The organism is Burkholderia singularis (assembly GCF_900176645.1).
Lineage (GTDB): Bacteria > Pseudomonadota > Gammaproteobacteria > Burkholderiales > Burkholderiaceae > Burkholderia > Burkholderia singularis.
On record NZ_FXAN01000040.1, the window covers coordinates 134,309 to 156,557 of the forward strand.

Annotated in this window: 16 protein-coding genes and 3 pseudogenes; 15 read left to right on the plus strand and 4 right to left on the minus strand. The window is 61.7% G+C overall.

Annotation, left to right across the window (positions count from 1 at the left end; translation table 11 throughout):
* Positions 1–136: 136 nt before the first annotated feature.
* The 3 genes from BSIN_RS06950 to BSIN_RS06960 form a co-directional block, all read right to left on the minus strand.
* Positions 137–721 carry a BPSL1445 family SYLF domain-containing lipoprotein gene (locus BSIN_RS06950; protein ID WP_089339939.1) on the minus strand — a complete coding sequence of 195 codons (585 nt, stop codon included), beginning with the start codon at positions 719–721 and terminating at the stop codon, positions 137–139.
* 59 nt (positions 722–780) lie between these two features.
* The gene (locus BSIN_RS06955; protein WP_089339940.1) at positions 781–1,167 is read right to left on the minus strand and encodes an ElaB/YgaM/YqjD family protein; all 387 of its coding nucleotides are present in this window, start codon (positions 1,165–1,167) and stop codon (positions 781–783) included.
* Between the two features lie 559 nt (positions 1,168–1,726).
* Entirely contained in the window at positions 1,727–3,547 is a 1,821-nt protein-coding gene (locus BSIN_RS06960) for an ExeM/NucH family extracellular endonuclease (RefSeq protein WP_089339941.1), read from the minus strand.
* A gap of 230 nt (positions 3,548–3,777) precedes the next feature.
* Between BSIN_RS06960 and BSIN_RS06965 the strand changes: the two genes are divergently transcribed.
* From BSIN_RS06965 to BSIN_RS06995, 7 genes and pseudogenes are all read left to right on the plus strand, one after another.
* Entirely contained in the window at positions 3,778–4,131 is a 354-nt protein-coding gene (locus tag BSIN_RS06965) for a YciI family protein (RefSeq protein ID WP_059515214.1), read from the plus strand.
* Between the two features lie 206 nt (positions 4,132–4,337).
* Positions 4,338–4,751 carry a YciI family protein gene (locus tag BSIN_RS06970; protein ID WP_089339942.1) on the plus strand — a complete coding sequence of 138 codons (414 nt, stop codon included), beginning with the start codon at positions 4,338–4,340 and terminating at the stop codon, positions 4,749–4,751.
* Between the two features lie 198 nt (positions 4,752–4,949).
* Positions 4,950–6,215: an RNA polymerase sigma factor gene (locus BSIN_RS06975; protein WP_089339943.1), complete on the plus strand. Its 1,266-nt coding sequence runs from the start codon at positions 4,950–4,952 to the stop codon at positions 6,213–6,215.
* Between the two features lie 224 nt (positions 6,216–6,439).
* A complete protein-coding gene (locus BSIN_RS06980) occupies positions 6,440–7,477 on the plus strand; it encodes an N-acetylmuramoyl-L-alanine amidase (RefSeq protein WP_089339944.1) in 1,038 nt (345 codons plus the stop codon).
* Between the two features lie 402 nt (positions 7,478–7,879).
* A pseudogene (locus tag BSIN_RS06985) lies at positions 7,880–8,108 on the plus strand (ferritin family protein); the annotation flags it as partial.
* Between the two features lie 53 nt (positions 8,109–8,161).
* Positions 8,162–8,556: pseudogene (locus BSIN_RS06990) on the plus strand (Fe-S oxidoreductase); the annotation flags it as partial.
* A 678-nt stretch (positions 8,557–9,234) separates the two neighbouring features.
* Positions 9,235–10,251 carry a DUF6566 family protein gene (locus BSIN_RS06995; RefSeq protein ID WP_089339945.1) on the plus strand — a complete coding sequence of 339 codons (1,017 nt, stop codon included), beginning with the start codon at positions 9,235–9,237 and terminating at the stop codon, positions 10,249–10,251.
* 1 nt (position 10,252) lies between these two features.
* On the opposite strand, the pseudogene BSIN_RS26420 reads toward BSIN_RS06995, so the two are convergent.
* A pseudogene (locus BSIN_RS26420) lies at positions 10,253–10,685 on the minus strand (mannose-1-phosphate guanylyltransferase/mannose-6-phosphate isomerase); the annotation flags it as partial.
* A gap of 274 nt (positions 10,686–10,959) precedes the next feature.
* On the opposite strand from BSIN_RS26420, the gene BSIN_RS07005 reads away from it, so the two are divergent.
* From BSIN_RS07005 to BSIN_RS07040, 8 genes are all read left to right on the plus strand, one after another.
* Complete coding sequence (locus tag BSIN_RS07005) at positions 10,960–12,363, plus strand: undecaprenyl-phosphate glucose phosphotransferase (RefSeq protein WP_089339947.1); 1,404 nt, start codon at positions 10,960–10,962, stop codon at positions 12,361–12,363.
* A 42-nt stretch (positions 12,364–12,405) separates the two neighbouring features.
* Positions 12,406–13,830 (plus strand): UDP-glucose dehydrogenase family protein, encoded by a 1,425-nt coding sequence (locus tag BSIN_RS07010; protein WP_089339948.1) that lies wholly within the window; start codon positions 12,406–12,408, stop codon positions 13,828–13,830.
* A 155-nt stretch (positions 13,831–13,985) separates the two neighbouring features.
* Positions 13,986–15,161, plus strand: coding sequence for a polysaccharide biosynthesis/export family protein (locus tag BSIN_RS07015; protein ID WP_089340001.1), 1,176 nt, complete (start codon positions 13,986–13,988; stop codon positions 15,159–15,161).
* 49 nt (positions 15,162–15,210) lie between these two features.
* Positions 15,211–17,439, plus strand: a complete 2,229-nt coding sequence (locus tag BSIN_RS07020; RefSeq protein WP_089339949.1) for a polysaccharide biosynthesis tyrosine autokinase — start codon at positions 15,211–15,213, stop codon at positions 17,437–17,439.
* Between the two features lie 32 nt (positions 17,440–17,471).
* Positions 17,472–18,416 carry a glycosyltransferase family 2 protein gene (locus tag BSIN_RS07025; RefSeq protein WP_089339950.1) on the plus strand — a complete coding sequence of 315 codons (945 nt, stop codon included), beginning with the start codon at positions 17,472–17,474 and terminating at the stop codon, positions 18,414–18,416.
* Between the two features lie 61 nt (positions 18,417–18,477).
* Positions 18,478–19,617 carry a glycosyltransferase gene (locus BSIN_RS07030; RefSeq protein ID WP_089339951.1) on the plus strand — a complete coding sequence of 380 codons (1,140 nt, stop codon included), beginning with the start codon at positions 18,478–18,480 and terminating at the stop codon, positions 19,615–19,617.
* Between the two features lie 11 nt (positions 19,618–19,628).
* Positions 19,629–21,104 carry a glucose-6-phosphate isomerase gene (locus BSIN_RS07035; protein WP_173678642.1) on the plus strand — a complete coding sequence of 492 codons (1,476 nt, stop codon included), beginning with the start codon at positions 19,629–19,631 and terminating at the stop codon, positions 21,102–21,104.
* The gene (locus BSIN_RS07040) at positions 21,101–22,240 is read left to right on the plus strand and encodes a glycosyltransferase family 4 protein (RefSeq protein ID WP_089339953.1); all 1,140 of its coding nucleotides are present in this window, start codon (positions 21,101–21,103) and stop codon (positions 22,238–22,240) included. The genes BSIN_RS07035 and BSIN_RS07040 overlap by 4 nt, the downstream gene beginning before the upstream one ends.
* The last annotated feature ends 9 nt before the right edge of the window (positions 22,241–22,249 follow it).

A 22,249-nucleotide genomic window follows, 5' to 3' on the forward strand; every position in this document is an offset into this window, starting at 1 on the left:
GGGCTCCGATGGAAAACGGAAAAGGAGTGCCGCCGCATCGCGGCCGGCCGCAGCGGGTGCGACACGGTGCGACGTGACGCCAAACGGCTGCCGCGCCTGCTTGGGGCATGGGCAGCCGTTTGGTAATGGCCGGATGTCAGAGTTTCAGACGCGTCACTTTAGTGCCGTTTACCGACAAATCGCCCATCAAGCCGGCGTTCGTCAGCACGATCACTTCGACGGGCGAGGTCGCGCTCGACGAATCGACCGCGCCGTTTGCGCCCATCTTCACGAGCGCGACCGACGCATCGGCGCCGGCGGCCCAGCCGTCCGAGCTGCGGAATTTGTCGAGCGCGTCCTGAGTCATGAAGAGGAAGACGATCGCTTTCGACTGCGCGCCCGCCTGCAAACCGACCGAGATCGACGACGTATTATAGTAGCCGACCGTCGCGCCGCCGACGCGCAACGCGCCATTGCCGCTCTGCCCGCCGACGATGAAGCCGGCTTGCAGCACGCTCGGGAACACAAGCACGCCGCGTGCTTTCGCGACCAGCTCGCGCGAGCCGGGCACGGTCGAGTACAGGCGTGAGAGCGTCGCGTTCACGCGTGAGTCGATCGCTTCGCGTGTCGATGCGTCGGATGCCGACGTCGACGGCTTGTCGGGCGTGGTGGTGCAGCCGGCGAGCGCCAAGCTGCCGAGCATGACCGTCGTGGCCGCTTTTATCGCAAGTGTTTTACGCATTGCTTCGTCTCCGATAGTACAAACGAAATGAAATGCCGGATGCGTTTGCCGACATCAGATCAACGCCGGGCAAGCAGCAGCCCCGCGACGAACGCGACGCCCGCGAGGATGCCGGCGGTTTGCCACGGGTTGTCGCGCACGGCTTGCGCGGCACGCTCGGTCGATGCCCGCAGGCGGTCGAGCGCGTCGTCGGACGCATCCTCGAGTGCGCTGCGCGCGGCCTCGATTCGCTGATGAAGGCGCTCGCGCAGCGCCGCGATGTCACCGTCGTCCTTTTCCTTCAGCAAGTGCTCGAGTTCGTCGATCAACGAGCGCAGATCGTCGTTGACATCGGCATGCAGATCGCGCGCCGCCGAACGGGTGCGGCGCGCTACGCGGCGTCCGGTGCGGCGCGCCTCGGAGAAACCGCGGTCCAGTTTGTGCTCGATGTGATCGGTCAGTGCCATAAAAATCGTTCTCCTGAGTGATGAATGAACAGTCGGGACAACCAAGCCTTGCACTCAATGCGATCGGCTTTGGCAGGCAGAGTTCCGCAAATCCTGTGCCCGTAACCGTGGCAGATCGTTCCGCTGCGTTGCCTGGTAAAGGCGCGCGGGGATTTCAGGCGAATGACCTTCGACGAGAAAATGGAAAATTTTCCGAATTATTTGCTTGCGCCGGTAAAAATGGCGTTGCGCAAATGGGCTGTCAGCGTCGGCAGGGGGATACGGGATTGATCGGCGCTGTGCCGCGAACGAATCGACGAAGCCTTGCGGCTTCGTCGGGGTCCGGCGTTGTTTGATGGCGCGCTGGGTAGTGCTGAGAACGAAGCGCCGTCGTTTGCGCGGCGATGCGGGCCTGAGCAAGGCGGCGCGGGTGCGCGCGCAAGTCATGGCGCTCTTCATTGCCGGAGTGCGCGGGGGCGATCCGGCAATGAACATGCGAAGCATTGCTTGAGCCGAAAACGCAGGCACCACGTTGACTCGCATGCCGCCGCACGACGGTGTGCGTTCGCTCGGCAATCAATCAGCGGCCGCCCGGCAGCGCGATGTCGACCAGCACAGGATCGTGATCCGACGAGCGATATGCGTCGGGGGCGTAATACGTGCGTTGCTGCTCGGCTGTCTTGTACGCGAGCGGGTACTGCAACGCGACCGGCTCGTCCGCGTTGATGTGCCACTCGTGCACGGCCTTCACGTGCGCCGCGAGCGGCAGCGTCGCGAGCGCATGGTCGATATAGCCTGCTTCGCCGTTGTACACGTAGCTATACGCGTCGGCGCCTATCCAGCGCGACACGAGATTCCGGTAGCCGCGCGATTCGAGCAGGCGGATCGGGTCTTCATACGCGTAGCTGTTGAGATCTCCGATCAGCAGCACGCCTTGGCCCGATACGCCGGTGGGCGTGTTGGCGAGCCAGTCGGCGAGCTTCGCTGCCGCGCGCGTGCGCGTCGCGTTCCAGCAGCCTTGACCGTCGCCTTGATCGAGATCGTCGGCCGCCGCGTCCGGGCAGTTCTTCGATTTCAGATGATTGACCACGACCGTCAGCGCTTGCTTGCCGCCCACGCGCCGGAACGTTTGCGCAAGCGGCTGCCGGTTCTTGTCGTCGATCGCAAGCGTGGCTGCGCGGCCGATCGGCTCGACCTTGCGGCTGTCGTAGATCAGCGCGACCGCAATCGCGTCGCCGCCGAGCCTGGCCGTGCCCGGATCGACGACGCGCCAGCTGTCGCCAAGCTTTGCCGCGAGCTGGCGCACCGCGCTCAAGTCTCCGTAGCCGTTGTTCTGGATTTCCATCAGGCCGATCACATCGGCGTCGAGCGCCTTCAGCGCGCTGACGATCTTTGCATCCTGACGGAGGAATTCCTGATAGTTCTTCGCGCCGCGATTGGCAGGATCGTCGAAGCCGCCGCCCAGGCCGTTGCCGTTGAAATAATTGAGCACATTGAACGACGCAACCCGCAGGTTCGAATGCGGATCGCGTGCGGGCGCCGCGGTGCGCGGATTGCCGCGCGTGTTGAATGCCGGCGCGCTCGTGCCGGGCACGGGCTGCAGACGCCATGCGCCGTAGCGCATTTCGAGCACGCCTTCGACGTTGCTGACCGTGTAGCCCGTGCGCAGCGTATTGGCGGCGGAGAGCGCGGGCGCCGGATACGGCACGGTTGGCGGGTTCTGCTTGTTCGAGCCGTCGTCGAGGATCAGCCGGTTGCGCGCGTTCGCGTCGGCTTGCGCCTGCGCTTGAGCGGGCGGCGCCACGCTCGTCGGCGTGCGCAGGCGGCCGTTGCTGAGCAGCATGCTGCCGTAGCGGCCGAGTTCGTAGACATCGGTGACGGTTAGCGTTTGCGGCAGCCGCACCAGCATCCCTTCATACGCGGCGAACGTGTTCGGGGTGTCGACCGGCAGCGTGAGCGTCGCGGGCGTGACCGACTGGCCGCTCGCGCAGACCGCGATACCGCCCGCGAGCGTAAGCTGCGTTTGCCCGTACTTCTCCTCGACCTTGCCTGTCACATGCACGAGATCGCCGGCCTGCGCGCGTGCTTTCGGCGCATAGACGAAAAGCCCTTCGGAGACGCCGGGCTGGTTGCGTCGTTGCGGATCGGCTTGCTGGACGAAGAAGCCGCCGAAGCCGTCGGGGCCACCGAAATCGGCGGTGACCACGGCTTCGATCGATACGTTCTGGCCAGCGAGCGGCGATGACGTGCCGGGGCCTTGAATGTCGGCGATTGGCGTTGCGCCGCCGCCGCAGGTCGGACTGACGGGCGCGGCGGTGGCCGCGAGCGCCGGCGAGCACGCAATGGCTGCGACGGCGGGCAGAAGCGACAGGGCGGAAATCAAAGGCGTTGGAGTGCGCATGACGGAAGGTCCTGGTGGTGAGGATGACGAAAGCTTAGCGGTGCATGTTGACAGTTTTTGGTAAAAGTTGGACAGGACCGTGTAATTTGGCCGATTTTCATGGATGGACCGACATGCGCCACCCGTTCAGAATAGGCTGGTGGTGGGTTGCACGCGCCGCCAGCCTGGGCTGACGCGTGTCGCCTAGCCAGTGCGATACGCTCTGTCGGATCGTTAGGAGGAAGATACTGATGAGTTATCTGCTATTGATCGTCGAGCCGCGCGGCCAGCGTGCGGCGCGCACGCGTGAAGAAGGCGAGGCGTTATATGCACGGATGCGCCACTGGGCGGACGCACTAAGCTCGCGTGGGGTGCTGCGCCTGGCCGAATCGTTGGCATCGGATGACGATTCGCCGCGAGTGCAGACGCGCAACGGCGAGGTGCATGTCGTCGATGGGCCGTTTGCCGAAGCCAAGGAAATGATCGGCGGCTTCTTTCTGCTCGATGTTCAAACGCAAGGCGAGGCGCTTGCGATTGCGAAGGAGTGTCCGGCTGCCGAATGGTGCACGGTGGAGGTGCGGGAGATCGGACCGTGCTTTTTGTGACTGGCGCGGTGGGCGGCGTTCGCCGCGCGCTTGGCCGAGCCAAACGGTGAGATCGCTTCTTTATGCTGCGTCCGCTTGCCGCCGGCGTGGACAAAACTCGGGTTTTCCCTGATTCGGTGCGTCACGTGTCGATCGGACATTGCCTCGCACGTCGTAGCGATAGGACGCCGCTTCCGGTGCCCGTTCACGATAGCAAGGAGAGTGCGATGCGTTTCATGATCATGGTGAAAGCCAATGCGACGAGCGAATCCGGCGCGGTGCCCGACGAATCGCTGATCGCCGCGATGGCGAGCTATCACGAGGAATTGGCGAAGGCGGGCGTGCTGCTTGACGCGTCGGGGTTGCAGCCGTCGTCCAAAGGGTGGCGTATCCGCTATTCGGGCGGCAAGCGCTCGGTCATCGACGGGCCATTCGCCGAAACGAAGGAGCTGATCGCAGGCTATACGCTGATTCAGGTGCGCTCGCGCGACGAGGCGCTCGAATGGACGCGCCGCTTTCCTGCGCCGTTCGGCGCCGACGAAGACGGCGAGATCGAGGTGCGGCAGATTTTTGAACTCGACGATTTCGAGCCGAGCGCCGCGCTCGAACGGTGCCGTGAGCTCGAAAGCAAGCTCGGCTGACGTGAGTGCAACGCAAATTCGATGGGCGGGGGAGCAGGTGATGAACATGGTTGCATTCGTTGAAGCGTTACCGCGTTGCTCGGCGGTGCGCTCACGCGACTTTGGCAGCGGCCCGGCTGTGCACGGTGGCGCGCGGCGTGGGCAGGCCCTGCTCTACACCGGGCCGGTGAGTGCAACGAGGCTCGCCGAAGGGCGCACATGACCGCGGCTGCCGTTCATCGCGCCATCGACGCTGTCTGGCGGATCGAGTCCGCGCGGATCATCGCGCATGTCGCACGGCTCGTGCGTGACGTTGGTGTTGCCGAGGAGCTTGCGCAGGATGCGCTGGTCGCGGCGCTGGAGCATTGGCCGCGCGAGGGTGTGCCCGACAAGCCGGGAGCGTGGCTGATGACGGCCGCGAAGCGCCGCGCGCTCGACCATTTGCGGCAAAGCGCGCTGCATGCGCGCAAGCAGGAGCAACTCGGTCTCGAACTCGATGCGCTCGGCGCGCACGTCGCACTCGACGTGGCCGACGTGTTCGAGGCCATGCGCGACGACGACATCGGCGACGACCTGCTGCGGCTCGTGTTCACGTCATGCCATCCGGTGCTGTCCACCGACGCGCGCGTGGCGCTGACGCTGCGCCTGCTCGGCGGACTGACGACGGGCGAGATTGCGCGCGCATTCCTGGCGCCCGAGCCGACGATCGCGCAGCGCATCGTGCGTGCCAAGCGAACGTTGGCCGCCGCGAAGGTGCCGTTCGAGGTGCCGCGGGCGCCCGAACGCGCGGCACGGCTTGCTTCGGTGCTCGAAGTGATTTATCTCATCTTCAACGAGGGTTATTCGGCGACGGCGGGCGACGATTGGATGCGGCCCGCGCTGACCGACGAGGCGCTGAGGCTCGCTCGCGTGCTCGCCGAACTCGCGTCGCACGAGAGCGAGGTTCACGCGCTCGTTGCATTGATGGAACTTCAGGCGTCGCGCATGCATGCGCGTACCGATGCACAAGGGCGTCCGGTGCTGCTGCTCGATCAGGATCGCAGCCGCTGGGACCCGCTGCTGATCCGCCGCGGTTTTGCCGCGCTCGCGCGTGCCGAAGCGTTGGGCGGCGCGCGCGGCCGCTATGCGTTGCAGGCGGCGCTGGCCGCATGCCATGCGCGGGCGCACAGCGCGGCGCAAACCGATTGGATGGAGATCGTCGCGCTCTACGACGCGCTCGCGCAAGTCGCGCCTTCGCCGGTCGTCGAATTGAATCGGGCCGTGGCGCTCAGCATGGCTTTCGGGCCGGCCGCGGGGCTCGAGATTGTCGACGCGCTCGTTGCGGACCCGGCGCTCGCGCGCTATCACTGGTTGCCGAGCGTGCGCGGCGATCTGCTTGCGAAGCTCGGCCGCCGCGATGAGGCGCAAGCGGAATTTCGCCGCGCAGCCGAGCTGACGCGCAATGCGCGCGAGCGCGAGCTGTTGCTTGCACGCGCGGCAGAATGACGGCGCGCATCGCGCGGGATTTCGCGCCGGCCGGCACAGGGGCATCCTCCGTTATCCGTCCTATCCCTCGATGTATCTGCGATGCGTAAACGAGCCGCGCAACGAACTTGAACTTACGTTGAGCTAACGACTCAGAGAGTCGCGCGACACTTTCTTGCGCATGTCATTCGCCCGGCGCAATGCGCCGACCATCAATCGCAGGTGACGACTTGAACGGAAAGGGTATGGCCGAAGAGGAAACGAAAATCATCAATGAAGGCAGGCGCGGGTTTCTCGCGCGTTCGTCGGCATTGCCGGCGGGAGTATTGGCATTGCCGTCGCTCGTGGGATGTGGCGACGGCGTGATCTCGAATGCACATGCAGAGAATTCTGCGTCGGCGGGCGGGGCTACCAGCAACGCTAGCTACACGATCGACAAGTCGATCAAATCGCCGAATCAGGATTCGCGTGTTCGGACGCTGGTGCTGCACTATACCGCACAGACATTGGCGGATTCGTTGGCATCCTTGACGGATCAGAACAAGCAGGTCAGCGCGCACTATCTCGTGCCCGACGCGCCGGACAACGGCCGGCGTTTCAAGGTATTCGAACTCGTGCCCGAAGCGTGCCGCGCATGGCATGCGGGGCTCAGTTACTGGCAAGGCGACCGGATGCTCAACGCGGGCTCGGTTGGCATCGAGATCGTCAATCTTGGCTTTCCGCCGGAGGATGAAACGCTGCCGCTGATGAACCGGCGCTGGTATCCGTATCCGGATGCACAGGTGGCCGTGTTCGGCAGGCTTGCCGCGGACGTGGTCGCGCGGCACCAGATTTTGCCGCACAAGGTCGTCGGTCATTCGGACGTCGCGCCTGGCCGCAAGACCGATCCGGGCCCGCTGTTTCCGTGGAAGCGGCTTTACGACGAATTCCGTATCGGTGCGTGGCCGCAGGCCGAGGCCGTCGCATATTACCGGAGCAGCAGGCCGTTCGCGGGCGATATCGCGAGCTTGCAATCGAAGCTGCTTGCATACGGCTACGACACGCCGCAAACCGGCCTGCTCGATGCGCAAACGGTCAACGTCGTGTCGGCGTTCCAGATGCACTTCCGGCCGTCTCGCTACGACGGTGTGCCCGATGTCGAAACCGTAGCCATTCTCGATGCATTGCTCGAGAAATACTTCAACCGGCCGCGCTCGCTCAGTATCAATCGGCAACTGTTGCCGAGCGTGCCGACAGGCGAAAAGGGCGGTGATGTGTGGCCGCTTCCTGCCGCACCGCGCTGACCCGCTGCCGATGGGACGCGCGCCGCATGACAGTGGCGCGCGTCGTGCGAATCGGCGGCACGAATCGGCAGCGCGGCCGATGTTTGCGCGAGCGGTACCAGGTTGCCGTTGCGCGCCCAAACCCGCGAATTTGTCCATTTTCAACATGGCCATTTCCGCCGTTACGCGGATATCGTGGTCATCGCTGCGGCTCTGCTATCTCAAGCCACCTCCACCACGCTTGCCGCACTATCACCGGCTTTAAGAAAGCCTATTGGGAGCACGCGTGCGACCGTCTAGATTGGAATGCACGCTGGCGGACGGCTATCGCTGACGTGCATCGATCATTCCCCACAATATTCATTCCCGTCTTCGTTCCCGTCCGGCGCCGCGTGCGTGGGCACTCGATCCGGAGAGGCGTAAATGGCACAGCTCGAGGGCAGCGAGACCGAGCAGAGCGTTCGCGGACGAGTCACTGGCAAATCGCCGCTATCTGTATTTCTCGGCTAAAGCGGACGGCGACGGGCAGAGCGATGTCGCTGCGTTGTTTCGTTCGACCGCCGAAGGCGAGACCAGCCATGCGCGCCGCTATCTCGAATATCTGGAGACAGTCGGCGATCCGGCGACGGATTTGCTGTTCGGCGCGTTGCGGCTGCGACATGATGGAGCCTGCGATGTCTCACCGAGAAGGCAGTCTGGGGGCACCATGCGGCTTGTTACGTGATCTGCAACGAGCCTGGCATCGGTCATGATTTTGCTTACCCTGCTCGAACACAACGGCATTCCATATGAACTCATCAAGAGCGGCACGTGTTGCGGAATATCGTTGCCCACTCGAACAGGTAAATCTCGAAATCGTCGCGAAGAAGAAAGCGGTGAACATTCCTGCGCTTGCCGATTATCCGCGCGCGGGCTACGTGCTGATGTACAAGAGCGAATTGCCGCCGATGTTTCCCGATGATCCTGACATACACACGCTTGCCGATGCGTTCTGGAGCCCATTCGAATAGATAGTTGCGTACCATCGCGACGGCTTATTGAAAACCGATTTCAAGAATGAGCTTGGCACAGTGCCGTATCACGTGCCGTGCCAGGTGCGTGGTGCGCGAACAAGAAAACATCCGCCGTGCTTTTCGTGTGATTAAGGTTCAGCGAAGCCGCACCGATCGACTCAGACGCCGTCGCTCGCGAGCGATCCCGATTGAGTGCCAAAATTCCATCCTGCACGGTCAACGTGACATATCATTGATCGAAGTTAAGTGGTTCTGATATCGCATGAAGCGAAGATAATGGGTTGCGGAAATTATTCGGTTGCCGATCCATAAAAAATATCACCTGATTTTATGAATTTACCGCTGTTGCATAAATCGGAAAATTGATTCCGAGTGCGACCAGGGTTTGTGACCGATGCTATCTTCAGTGTGGTGCTTAATTTCGTATTTATTTTTTTAGAGCGGTATCATTTGGGAGTGTATGTAAAAATAAAAATATTAATCAACCACTTCTTCATGATTTTGATTGTTGTTTGGATGGGTAATGTCGAGCAAGCTATATATTGCTATAAAACTGGGTGATGATATGCTCCATGCATAAAAAGAATTGCATCGAGGGAGACAGAGGCTTGTGCATCGGAGGTGAAAATGCCGGCATTGTGCCAGTGCTTGACGTGCCGGCGCGCACAACCCTGGCGTTCATGTGCAACCTGGTTACAGCGGCAGGCACGGGGTGCTTGCGGTCTGCGGCCAATCGCAGCCCGGCCTGGCTGCGTGGAGAAACCTATGTTCTTCGATGAGCTAAATGATGCCGAGTGGGCCCGTCTCTCGACATTGATTGTGGATGAACCCGTCCGGCTGAATCGGCGAGGCAGGCCGCGTGCTGAGAATCGAATTGTCGCGAATGCCGTGTTGTGGATTCTCACGACTGGTGAACCATGGTCGAAATTGCCTAGCCGCTATCCGTCCGGCCCGACGTGCCGGCGGCGCTTTGAGGATTGGCTCGCGAGCGGTTTGCTTGCGGAAATGGTGAAGGTGCTCTCCGACGAGAGCGGCCGCAGGTTCGCGTATGTGCCACCGCCGCCCGCGCCGGGTGCGGCGGTGCGCCGGGCACCACCTGAGGCGGCGGCCGATTGCGACCGGCTGCGCGGTGTGTTTTGGCAAAATCCGCAGTCGTGGCGTTTGCCGCTCGCTCAAACGGGTATGGCGGCTACCGAGGTAGCCGTGAGCGTCAGGCGCTTCGTGAGTGACGATGATCGCGACAACGATTCACGAAATGACCGCAGCGTTGCCGCCGCACGCGCGACGGTAATGCACGATGGCCGACCTGGACATCGTAGAACTCACCAGACGTCGTTCCATGACGCGACGCGCGTTTCGCAGCAGACCGAAACTTATCGCGGCTATACCGTGTACGGAGGCGCACGGCCGGTGCGAAACCTGATGTATCGCGCGTGGGCCGAGATCGTGCAGGTAGATCGCCGAGTCGAACGCTCGGGGCTTATTGGGCCGCGCTTCACCGACGCGGAATCGGCGCAGCATTATGCCCTCGATTGGGCGCGCGGTTGGATTGACCGGCATTGCCCATCGGGAAACGCTACGCCGGTCGAGAAGGCGAAGACCGAAGTTGCTTGCGCTGCGGACCAGACGGTGGCGACGATCGCGGAGTTATCCGGGATCGCTTCGGCCGAATCCAAGATTACACACCTTGCGGCCGAGTGGTGCCGCCCGGCGGATAATCGCGACGATGCGCCGAAAATCCAACTTGATCGGCATGAATATGCCGAATATCGGATCGGTTGAAAAACGTTTCATCGCCACGCGCGATGTGCGGCGGTGTTGCGCACGACGAGCCAGTGTTCGGTGCGAGGGTGATGCATTTACAACGGCAGCCGAGCGCCCGGCTTGACGACGACTCGCTTGCACCGAAAACGTCAGCCGCTATCGACCCAATCGCAGCATTGCCACGGACGGTGAACTTTGCGGTGAGCTAATGCTTGCGCGCCAGACTCGCCCTTCAGGCGGCTGGCGATTTTCTTGGCCTCCTACAGATGTGTGCTACTGGCGACGAGAATCGCGTCGGAGATTTCGACCACGACTCGATTGCGTGTGCAGACACATGCGAACAGGCGTTCGTCCGAATGCGCGAATGTCGATGAGGCGTGCCCGATGCACAGGTGGCCGCGTGCGATGTTGCCGTCTTTGCTGCTGAGCTGCCGGAACGCATCCCACGGGTCGGCGTCGGGTCCGACCATGTTGAGCGCAATGATATAAAAAATAAATGCTTTGAATTTTATGGAATTAATGCGACCTTGGGATTGACAAGAAATCTCGGATTCGGTCGGTTTTGTCAAAGATAAAGACATAAAAAATATCGACATGAAAAATTTTTAAAAACTAGCGACTTATTTTTTTAATAATTCTGCCCTTGCAGCGGGAATTTTATTGAGGGTTCAATAGCGTCGTGCACTGTTTTGACCAGATGCTGTTCGGCAGCGCGAGGACGTAACCATGTTGAGCGTACAGGCCAGAGTGATCGATATCGCGATGGCGGTCGCGGGCGCGTTGATCGCCGCGCTGCTGTACCGGCGGGAGTGCATGTGGCTCGATGATCTCCAGCAAACAATGCTGGTGTTCGACTGCATGCTCGTTGTGGTGCTTTTTCCCGCGTTCGGCATTTATCAATCCTGGCGCGGCATGCCGATGTTCGGTCTGATGTGGCGCGTGCCGGTTGCTTGGCTCGTCGTCGAAGGAGCGGGCATTTTAATGAGTTTCAGCGTGCATCACGCGAGCGAATTTTCGTATTTATGGCTCGGTTATTGGGCGGTTGCGACGATTGCATTGCTGGTCGCATCGAAGGCGTGCGTGTATGCGGTGCTGCGGCGATTGCGGCGCGGTGGTTACAACCACAAAGCGGTGGCGATCGTCGGTAGCGTGCATGCGGCCGCGACGAAGCGTCTCATTGCGTATATGTGTGCGCGTCCGGATGCGGGCTTCAAGCCTGTCTGTATCTATGACGCATCGGGAGATGCCGCCGATGCGAAAAATTGCCCGATGCCGTTTGGTCCGGACGGCATCGTGATCGAGCGCTGCTTTGCCGAGCTGGTGCGGCGCGTGCGGGGCCGCGAGATTCGCGAGCTATGGCTCGTGCTGCCACTGTCGGAGGAGCCGCAGATTCAACGGATCGTGACCGAGTTTCGCCACGATTTCGTCAACATTCGTTTCATTCCTGATGTGCGTAGCGTATCGCTTTTCAATCAGGACGTGGTCGAGTTGCTTGGCGTGCCGGCGATCAACCTTGCCGCATCGCCGATCACCGACATGCGGATTCTGCCGAAGTTCGTGTTCGACCGGATGTTTGCGTTCGCAGCGCTCGTATTGCTCGCGCCGGTGATGCTGATGATTGCTGCGCTCGTCAAGTCGACTTCGCCCGGGCCCGTGTTTTTCCGGCAAAAGCGCAAGGGAGTCGACGGAGGCGAGTTCGAAATCTATAAGTTTCGCTCGATGAAGGTTCATCAGGAAAAGGCCGGGAAAATCACGCAGGCCGCGAAGAACGATTCGCGCGTGACGCCCGTTGGCCGGTTCCTGCGCCGCACGAGTCTCGACGAATTGCCGCAGTTCATCAATGTGCTGAAGGGTGAGATGTCGGTGGTCGGCCCGCGCCCGCACGCGCTGGAACACGACGATATCTACAAGGATCTCGTGAACGGCTACATGTTTCGCTACCGGATCAAGCCGGGCATCACGGGGTGGGCGCAGATCAACGGTTTTCGCGGCGAAACGGCTCGCATCGAGCAGATGGCCGCCCGCGTGAAGCTGGATTTGTACTACATGCAGAACTGGTCGCTTTGGCTCGACATCAAGATCGTCGCGCTGACGTTATGGAAGGGCTTTACCTGTAGCAACGCGTATTGAGCGCGGCAAATTTTACGGCTCACTGGCTAAGAGGTTCGACGGATGAATCTGACAATCATCGGCAGTGGATATGTAGGGCTTGTCACGGGTGCGTGTTTTGCCGATATCGGCCATGATGTTTTTTGTCTCGATGTCGATCCTCGCAAAATCGGCATCCTGAACAGCGGTGGCGTGCCGATCCACGAACCGGGGCTCGCGCAGATCATTGCACGCAATCGCGCGGCGGGCCGCCTGCGGTTTTCGACTGACATCGAGGCGGCGGTTGGGCATGGCGACGTGCTGTTCATCGCGGTCGGCACGCCTGCCGACGAAGACGGTTCGGCCGATCTTCAATACGTGCTGGCAGCCGCGCGCAACATCGGCCGTCATATGACGGGCTTCAAGGTCATCGTCGACAAGTCGACAGTGCCCGTTGGCACTGCCGAGCGTGTGCATGCCGTGGTTACGGAGGAACTGCGCAAGCGCGGCGAGGACGGGGCGATGTTTTCGGTGGTGTCGAATCCGGAGTTTCTGAAGGAAGGCGCGGCACTCGAGGATTTTACGCGGCCGCAACGGATCGTGATTGGCGTGGACGACGATGTGCCGGGCGAATGCGCACGTGAGCTGATGAAAAAACTCTATGCGCCGTTTAACCGCAATCATGAGCGCACGCTGTACATGAGCGTGCGTTCGGCCGAGTTCACGAAGTATGCGGCGAATGCGATGCTGGCGGCGCGCATCTCGTTGATCAACGAGATGGCGAATCTCGCGGACCATTTCGGCGTGGATATCGAAGCGGTTCGGCGAGGAATCGGTTCAGATCCCCGGATCGGCTATCACTTCCTGTATGCGGGCTGCGGCTATGGCGGTTCATGCTTTCCGAAGGATATCGAAGCATTGATTCGCGCCGCGGACGAGCGTGGGCAGCCGTTGCGCGTACTGAAGGCGGTATCGAAGGTCAATGACGAGCAGAAGCGCAGGCTCGCGAAGATGGTAATCGCGCGCTTCGGCGAAGACCTGGCGGGCCGCCGCTTCGGCGTTTGGGGACTCGCGTTCAAGCCGAACACCGATGATATGCGGGATGCACCGAGCCGCATGCTGATCGCCGAACTGCTTACGCATGGCGCGCACGTCACCGCCTACGATCCGATTGCACGAGCCGAAGCTGAGCGCGTGCTCGCGCTCGATTTGCACGCATGGCCGCAGGCGCTTGCGCGTCTTACGTTCGTCGACGACGAGAGCGAGGTCGCACAGGACGCGGACGCGCTCGTGATTGTCACTGAGTGGAAAGTGTTCAAGAACCCGGATTTCGATGCACTCCGCAAGCGTTGGAAAACACCGGTGATTTTCGACGGACGCAATCTGTATGAACCGCTCGCGATGCGCGAACTGGGCATCGAATATCACGCGATCGGGCGCACTGGCGCGCTGTCGCGCGCCGTCGCGTCGGGCGGCGGATTTTCACTGGCTGCGCGCATCGGAGTTTGAACGCATGGCGTAGACCATGTCCCGCTATTTCGAATCGGCGCAACCGTTGTCAGGCGGCAAAGTGACCTTGTAGGTAAGGGAGGGCGGAGATCGCCGGCGCGCGAGCGCTGCCAATTGATCGAATGCCTGGCCCAAGGAGGATGGCTGCAAAAACCATGATGAATCGCTCGCTTAGACCGATGGTGCTTGTCGTCGCGCTCGCGTCGCTGTTGCAGGCATGCTCGACCGCGCCAGGTCATTATCTGAATACGTCGCGGCTGGACGACAACGACAAGCAACCGGATATGCACTACCGCGTGCGGCTCGTCACCGCCGAGTTGATCGTGTCGCAGGCAGAAGCGCAACGCACCGATCAGCCGCTGCCGCCGGCGCGCTACGCCGATGCATCGCAATACGTGTACCGAATCCAGCCGCAGGACATTCTCGGCGTTACGGTCTGGGATCATCCCGAACTGACGACGCCGCAAGGTCAGTCGTTCTCCAGCGGCGGTAACACCACGCAGACGATTGCTGGCGCGCTGCAGCAGCCTTATACGACTGCGCTGCCGGGCCAGGCCGATCCTTACGGGCAAACGGTCGGCTCCGACGGCACGATCTATTTTCCGTTCGTCGGCCGCCTGATGGTCGCGGGCAAGCCGGTCGGCCAGGTGCGCGACGAACTGGCCGCGCGGCTCGCACGCTATGTGAGGAACCCTCAGATTGATGTGCGCGTGCTGTCGTATCGCAGTCAGAAAATACAGGTGACGGGCGAGGTGAAGACCCCCGGCCCTCTCGCTATGACGGATGTGCCTCTCACGCTGGTCGATGCGCTCACACGCTCGGGCGGCACGACTGCCGAAGCGGATCTGCAGCGCGTGCGTCTCACGCGCGGCGGAAAGTTCTATCAGCTCGATGCGAATGCAATGCTCGACCGCGGCGACGTCACGCAGAACGTGATGTTGCAAGCGGGCGATGTCGTCAACGTACCGGATCGCGCCGACAGCCGCGTGTTCGTGATGGGCGAAGTGAGAATGCCCGTTACGGTGCCAATGCTCAAAGGCCGATTGACGATCGCTGACGCGCTAACGGCGGGCGGCGGAATCCTCGATACCGATGCAAACCCGCGCCAGATATACGTGCTGCGCGATCTGCAGGATAAGCCCAATACGCCGGACATTTTCCGTCTCGACATGACACAGCCCGATGCGCTGATGCTCTCGAGCCGCTTTCAGTTGAAGCCGCTCGATGTCGTTTATGTGGGCACGGCCGGATCGGCGCACTTCAACCGCATGTTGCAGCAAATCTTCCCGACGATTCAGTCGATTTATTACATGAAGCAGATCACGCACTGACCGGCCGCCGGGCTGCCGTGCGGTCCGTGTCAACCTCAAACGGGAAAGCATGGTGAATACGCAAGCGCCACATCCGTATGCCAGCCTCGCGGTGAAGACCGATGAGGAGGATGTCGTACTCGGCCATCTGCTCCAGGTGATCGTAGACGATATCTGGCTGCTGCTCGGTATCGCGCTCGTTGTCGTTGCGTTCGCCGGCCTCTACTGCTATGTCGCGAAACCGGTGTATTCGGCGGATGTGCACGTGCGCGTGGAATCGGGCGACAGCACTTCTCAGGCGCTCACGCAGACGCAGACGGGCGCCGTGATTAATAGCGGCCCGCCGACGCCGCAGACCGATGCCGAAATCGAGATCATCAAGAGCCGCGGCGTCGTCGCACCGGTTGTCGAGCGGTTCAAGCTGAATGTGTCGGTGATGCCGAAGACGTTTCCGATCCTCGGTGCAATCGCCGTGCGGCTTGCGACGCCGGGGCATCCGGCGAATCCGTGGCTGGGCATGCCGTCATACGGATGGGGCGGCGAAGAGGCCGCGATCGATTCGATCATGGTGGCGCCCGCGTTCGAGGGCAGGAAGCTGACGCTGACGGCGGGGGCAGCAGACGATTTTACGCTTACCGATCCGGACGGCAGGCTGCTGCTGCGAGGCAAGCTCGGAAAAATCGAACGTGGTGCTGCGGTGACGATGAAAGTGACGAAGCTTATCGCGCGGCCCGGCACGCAGTTCGTCGTGGTTCGGCTGAACGATCTCGATGCAATCACCGGATTTCAGTCCGGTATTCAGGTAAGCGAACAGGGCAAGCAGACGGGAGTGATTCAGATCTCGCTCGAAGGCAAGGACCCCGAACAGACGGCACTGATCGCAAATGCGCTCGCACAGTCGTATCTGCATCAACACGTGACGAGCAAACAGGCGGAAGCGACCAAGATGCTCGAGTTTCTGAAAAGCGAGGAGCCGCGCCTGAAGGCAGATCTGGAACGAACGGAAGCGCAGTTGACCGAATATCAACGCAGGTCCGGATCAATCAACGCGAGTGACGAGGCGAGAGTCTATCTCGAAGGCAGCGTTCTGTACGAGCAGCAGATCGCCGCTCAGCGGCTACAGCTCGCGTCGCTTGCGCAGCGTTATACGGACGAGCATCCGCTCGTCGTCGCGGCGCGCCGGCAACTCGGTCAACTCGAAGCCGAGCGCGCGAGGTACGAGCACAAATTCCGCAGCCTGCCCTCGACGGAAGCGAAGGCCGTGGCATTGCAACGCAATGCGAAAGTTGCTGAGGATATTTACGTGCTACTGCTGAACCGCGTGCAGGAACTGTCGGTGCAAAAAGCGGGCATGGGAGGCAATATCCGGCTCGTCGATGCTGCGCTGCGTCCCGGCCAGCCGATCAAACCGAAGAAGGCGCTGATCTTTTCAGCGGCGATGCTGCTTGGTTTGATCGTCGGCACGGGTGTCGTATTCCTGCGTCGCAATCTGTTGCATGGTATCGAGGACCCGGATCGTGTCGAACGCATATTCAATTTGCCGCTCTACGGCATCGTGCCGCATAGCGCTGAGCAAGCGCGTCTCGATACATCGGCGAGCCATGCGGCTGGGCATGTGCCGAGGCCGATCCTCGCGTGTGTGAAGCCAAAGGATATGAGCGTTGAAAGTCTGCGCAGCCTGCGCACGGCGATGCAGTTCGTCTTGACGGAGACGAAGAACCGCGTGGTCGTGCTGACCGGTCCGACGCCCCGCATTGGCAAGAGTTTTCTTGCCGTCAATCTTGCCGCACTCGTCGCGCATTCGGGTAAGCGGGTTTTGCTGATCGACGCCGATATGCGGCGCGGCATGCTCAAGCGCTATTTCGATGCCGGGCCGGCAGGCGGTTTATCGGAACTGCTGAGCGGTCAGGCCGCGCTGGAGGAGGCAATTGGTGAAACGACGGTGCCGGGGCTGTCGTTCATTGCGTCCGGCGCCTGTCCGGCGAATCCGTCCGAGCTTCTGATGTCGCCACGGCTGCCTCAATATCTCGACGGTATTGCGAAGCGATACGACTTGGTGCTCGTCGATTCACCGCCAATCCTTACCGTCACCGATGCCGCGATCCTTGGCGGACTCGCAGGCGCGACCTTCCTGGTGCTGCGCTCCGGCATGCACACCGAAGCCGAAATCGGCGATGCGATCAAGCGGCTGCGCACGGCGGGTGTGTATCTGCAAGGTGGAATCTTCAACGGCGTGCCGCCGCGCACGCGCGGCTACGGCCGAAGCTATGCGGCCATGCACGAATACCTGAGCCCATGACACCGGCTCGTTCGTCAATCAACCAAATAACGATGAAACTCTCCGTACTCGTGCCGACTTATCGACGTCCCGCGGATCTTGCGCGTTGCCTGATCGCGTTACAACGGCAGCGCGTGGCGCCTGACGAGGTGATCGTCGTCGCGCGTTCCGACGACGCCGCAACCCATGAGCGGCTCGCCGATCCGCTCGTGCGCGGCGCGCTCGCGCTGCGCGTCGTCGCGATCGACGTGCCGGGGCAGGTGGCGGCGTTGAATCGCGGACTCGACGCCGTAAATGGCGACGTAGTCGCGATCACCGACGACGACGCCGTGCCCCGCGCCGATTGGCTCGAGCGAATCGGCGCGGCGTTTGCCTCCGATGTGCGGCTCGGCGCGATTGGCGGTCGGGACTGGGTGTATGAGAACGGGCGTTTGCTCAATGGGAAGCATGCGCTGGTGGGCCGGGTGACCATGTTGGGCAAGATCGTCGGCAATCACCATCTCGGTGTCGGGCAGGCGCGTGAAGTCGATACGCTGAAAGGGGCCAATATGAGCTATCGCGTTGCGGCAATCGGCAGGTTGCGCTTCGATACGCGTCTGCGCGGAGCCGGTGCGCAGACGCATAACGACACGTTGTTCAGTATGTGCGTGAAGCGTGCGGGCTGGAAGCTCGTCTACGATCCGGCCATTGCCGTGGATCATTACCCGGCCGAGCGCTTCGACGACGACCGGCGCGGCGCTGCATCGATAACCGCGCTGTCGAACGCGGCCTACAACCTGCATTTGACCTTGCGCGAGCATCTGTCGCCCGTGCGGTGCGAGATCGCGTGGTGGTGGTGGACGTTCGTCGGCACGCGCTTATATCCGGGGCTCGTGCATGTCGTGCTGACACTGGCGGCGAGCAACGGCGCGATTACGCGCGAGCACTGGCGCGCAGTGCGGCGGGGCGCACGCGACGCACGGCGCGCGGCGCTGTCTGCACATCGGCGCCAGGCATGACCGGATATCTGTCGAAGTGATTTGCATGCCGAACCGATTCGAACTGGCTGGAGTCCGCAGTATGAAGGCTACGAGGGTTCACGTTCATTTGTTCTATGGTGCCGATCCGCGCACATATCGCCGCGGCGACGGCATCGGCTGCCTATATGGCTATCACCACGCGGAATCGGACGAATTCGCGCTGACGTATTCGCGCGATGCACGGGAAGGGCTGCTCGCCGGCATCGGCCGGCGCGCGCTGAAGATCGCACTCGGTTTTGATTTGGTTCACGCGTGGCGCAATCGTGAGGCTCTTCTCAATAGCGACGTCATTTGGACGCATACTGAACAAGAACATCTCGCAGCGGCGTTGACGCTGCGGCTTTCGGGAAAGCGTGGCGCGAGGCCGCTGTTGCTCGCGCAGAGCGTCTGGTTGTTCGATCGATGGCCGGATTACGGCTGCGCCCGACGTTGGCTGTATCGCGCGCTGCTGAGCCGTGCGGACGTGCTGACGACGCTTGCGCGCGATAACGGCGGATTGTGCCGCCGTTATCTCCACCGCGACGCGGTACACGTGTATTACGGGCTCGATACGCGGGACTTTCCGGTGTGCATTCCCGGCGCGTGGACGCCGCATTGGCCGCTGCGGATCGCGGCGATCGGCAATGATCGGGATCGCGATTGGAAAACCTTCGTCACGGCGTTCCGCGACGATGACAAATATAAGGTGCGTCTTGCAACACGGCGCCGGATATCGCGTGCGCTACACGCGCCGAATATCATGATCGCGCCGGTGTCGGGGATCGCCGGGCAGCGCGAGCTTTATGACTGGGCGGATCTGATCGTTGTACCGCTGCGGCCGAATTTCCATGCGTCGGGCATCACGGTGATGCTCGAGGCAGCGGCATTGGGCAAGCCAATGATCGTCGCCGATGTCGGCGGATTGCGTGATTATTTTCCCGCTGACACCGCGGTCTATGTACCGCCGTTCGATGCGCCCGCTTTGCGGCGCGCGGCCGACGCGTTCGCCGCGCGACCCGAACAGGCGCTCGCATGCGCGCAAGCTGCCGCGCGACGGATTGTGCAGCGGAATCTGACCACTCGGCAATTTGCCGCACAACATGTGCGGATCACGCGCGAATTGATGAAGCGCCGCCGCGCGCATGCGGCCGACGAAGCGTCGTTGGCGTCGACGAAGCCAAGTACGCGTTCGAGTGGATGAGGGCGCAACCGATGCATGCAAGCACGATTTCCGTCCATGCTGGCGACAGTGGCTTGGGGCTGAGGAAATTTTTTGGCGATCCTGAGCATTGGGTTGCGCAGACTGGTTTATGGGCGACCACGGTAGTGCTGATCGCGGCCAGACAGGGCGCGCTGCTCACATACGCCTTTCCATGCATCGCGGTGGCGGCTGGCCTGTGGCTGTATTTCAGGAGTCCCGCGCGTTATGTCGGTTTCATCTGGTGGATATGGTTTCTGAGCCCGGAGGTACGGCGGCTCGCAGACTGGTCGCGAGGTGCGTATGCGCCGACGAGCTTGATTCAGATCGCGCCGCTCGCGGTCACGATGATCGCGTGCTTCGGATTGGTTCGCCACCATCGGGTGTTGGCCGAGCGGCGCGGCTTGCCGGTGCTGCTGATCCTTTTGGGCATCGCCTATGCATATTTTGTCGGCATCGTGTCGAACGGCCTGCTTGCCGCGACCTACGATCTCGCGAACTGGCTTTACCCGGTGCTGATCGGATTTCACATCACCGTGCATGTGCGGAATTATCCGCTGTACCGCGCGACGATTTTGTCGACCTTCATTTGGGGCATGCTCGTGATGGGCATTTATGGCGCCGTGCAATTCTTTGCGATGCCGAGCTGGGATGCGTTATGGATGATCGGCTCGCAGATGAACTCGCAGGGCGATCCAGTGCCGTATGGCGTGCGCGTGTTCAGCACAATGAATTCGTCGGGCCCGTTCGCGTTCGTCATGATGGGGGCGCTCGTATTCATGTTTGCCGCAACCGAGCGTTTGCGTTGGATCGCTGGCGCAGCCGGATTTGTTTCGTTCATGCTTTGTCTCGTGCGTTCGGCGTGGGGCGGCTGGGCAATCGCGCTGCTGATCCAGCTCGTGAAGTCGAGCAATCGCGCGCGCATGCGGATCATCGGCGGCGCGATCGTGCTGGGTGCGCTGTGCTTGCCGATTCTGACGGCGGGCCCGATCGGTGATCGGCTCGGGCAGCGTCTGCAATCGATTTTGAGCCTGAAGGACGATCGCAGCTACGACGATCGAAACAAGTTCTTTGCGGCGTTTGCGCAGACTGCGTTTACCGATGTCGAGGGCGAAGGGCTCGGCGCGACCGGCGCGTCGACGAAGCTGTCGAGCGACAGCGGCGGCCTCGGCAAGTACGGCAGCTTCGACAGCGGCGTGATGAATGTGCCGTTCGTGCTCGGCTGGCCCGGCACGCTGCTCTATCTGTGTGGCTTGGTATGGCTTCTCGTCCGAGCGGTGCGCGCGTCGTTCAGGCTGCGCGGCGACAAGTTCGCCACCGCGTGTTTGAGCCTGTGCCTGTCGATCTTCGCGATGCTTGTTTTCACCAACTCGTTTATCGGAACGGGTGGCTTGTTGCTGTACACGAGTGTCTTTTCGATCTTGTCGGCGGTGCATTGGCAAAAACTACAGAAGATAGGCGCCGCGCATTTTACGGGGAATTGTCAGTGAGAATTGCGATCGTCACGCATGTCGTGCGCCACAACGATGGGCAGGGGCGCGTCAATTACGAAATCGCGCGGGCGGCGCTCGCGCAGAATTGCGAGGTGACGCTCGTGGCGTCGCACGTCGCGCCAGAGTTGCTTACCGACACACGTGTGCGTTGGATTGCGGTGAGAGCGGGCCGCTTCTGCCCGTCGAAACTCGTAGAGCAGCAGGTGTTCGCGATCAAGAGCGCGTGGTGGCTGCGCAATCATCGCAACGCCTATGACGTTCTGCACGTGAACGGCTTCATTTCATGGATACGCGCGGATGTGAATACCGCACACTTCGTACACGCTGGCTGGTTCGCAAGCCGCTACTACCCATTTGGATTGACGAAGGGATGGTGGTCCGCATATCAGTACGTCTATACGTGTGTGAATACGAGGCTCGAGCGTTGGGCATACCGGCGTTCGCGCGCGATCGTCGCGGTCTCGCGCAAGGTTGCCGGCGAGATCGAGCGGATTGGTATCGACGGCGGGCGGATCGCCGTGATCTACAACGGCGTCGATACCCGCGCTTTCGCGAGCGCGGCGCCCACGCGCGCGACGTTCGGACTGCCGGACAATGTGTTCATGTTGCTGTTCGTGGGCGATCTACGCACCCCGCGCAAGAATCTTGGTACCGTGCTGAAGGCACTCGCGCAATTGCCTTCGAGCGTGCATCTTGCCGTTGCCGGCCATTTGCCCGGCAGTCCGTATCCGGGCGAGGCGCGCGTGTTGAAGCTTGATTCTCGCGTGCATTTTCTCGGACTCGTGAAAGACATGCCGGCGCTGATGTCGTCGGTCGATGCGTATGTGTTTCCTTCGCGATACGAAGCAATGAGCTTGTCGCTGCTGGAGGCGATGGCCGCGAGCCTGCCTGTCGTGACCGCCCATACCGCGGGCGGCGCGGAAATCATCACACCGGAATGCGGAATCGTGCTCGACGATCCCGATGATCCGCACGCGCTGGCCGGCGCGATCGGCCGCCTCGCTGGCCGGCGCGACGTCTGCCGCGCGATGGGCCGTGCCGCGCGCACGTTGATGGAAGGATTCGGCTGGGCGCGCATGGGTGCGCAGTACGTCGCGCTGTACCGGCGGTTATATCAGTCGTCGCGGCCGTGATCCCGGCCG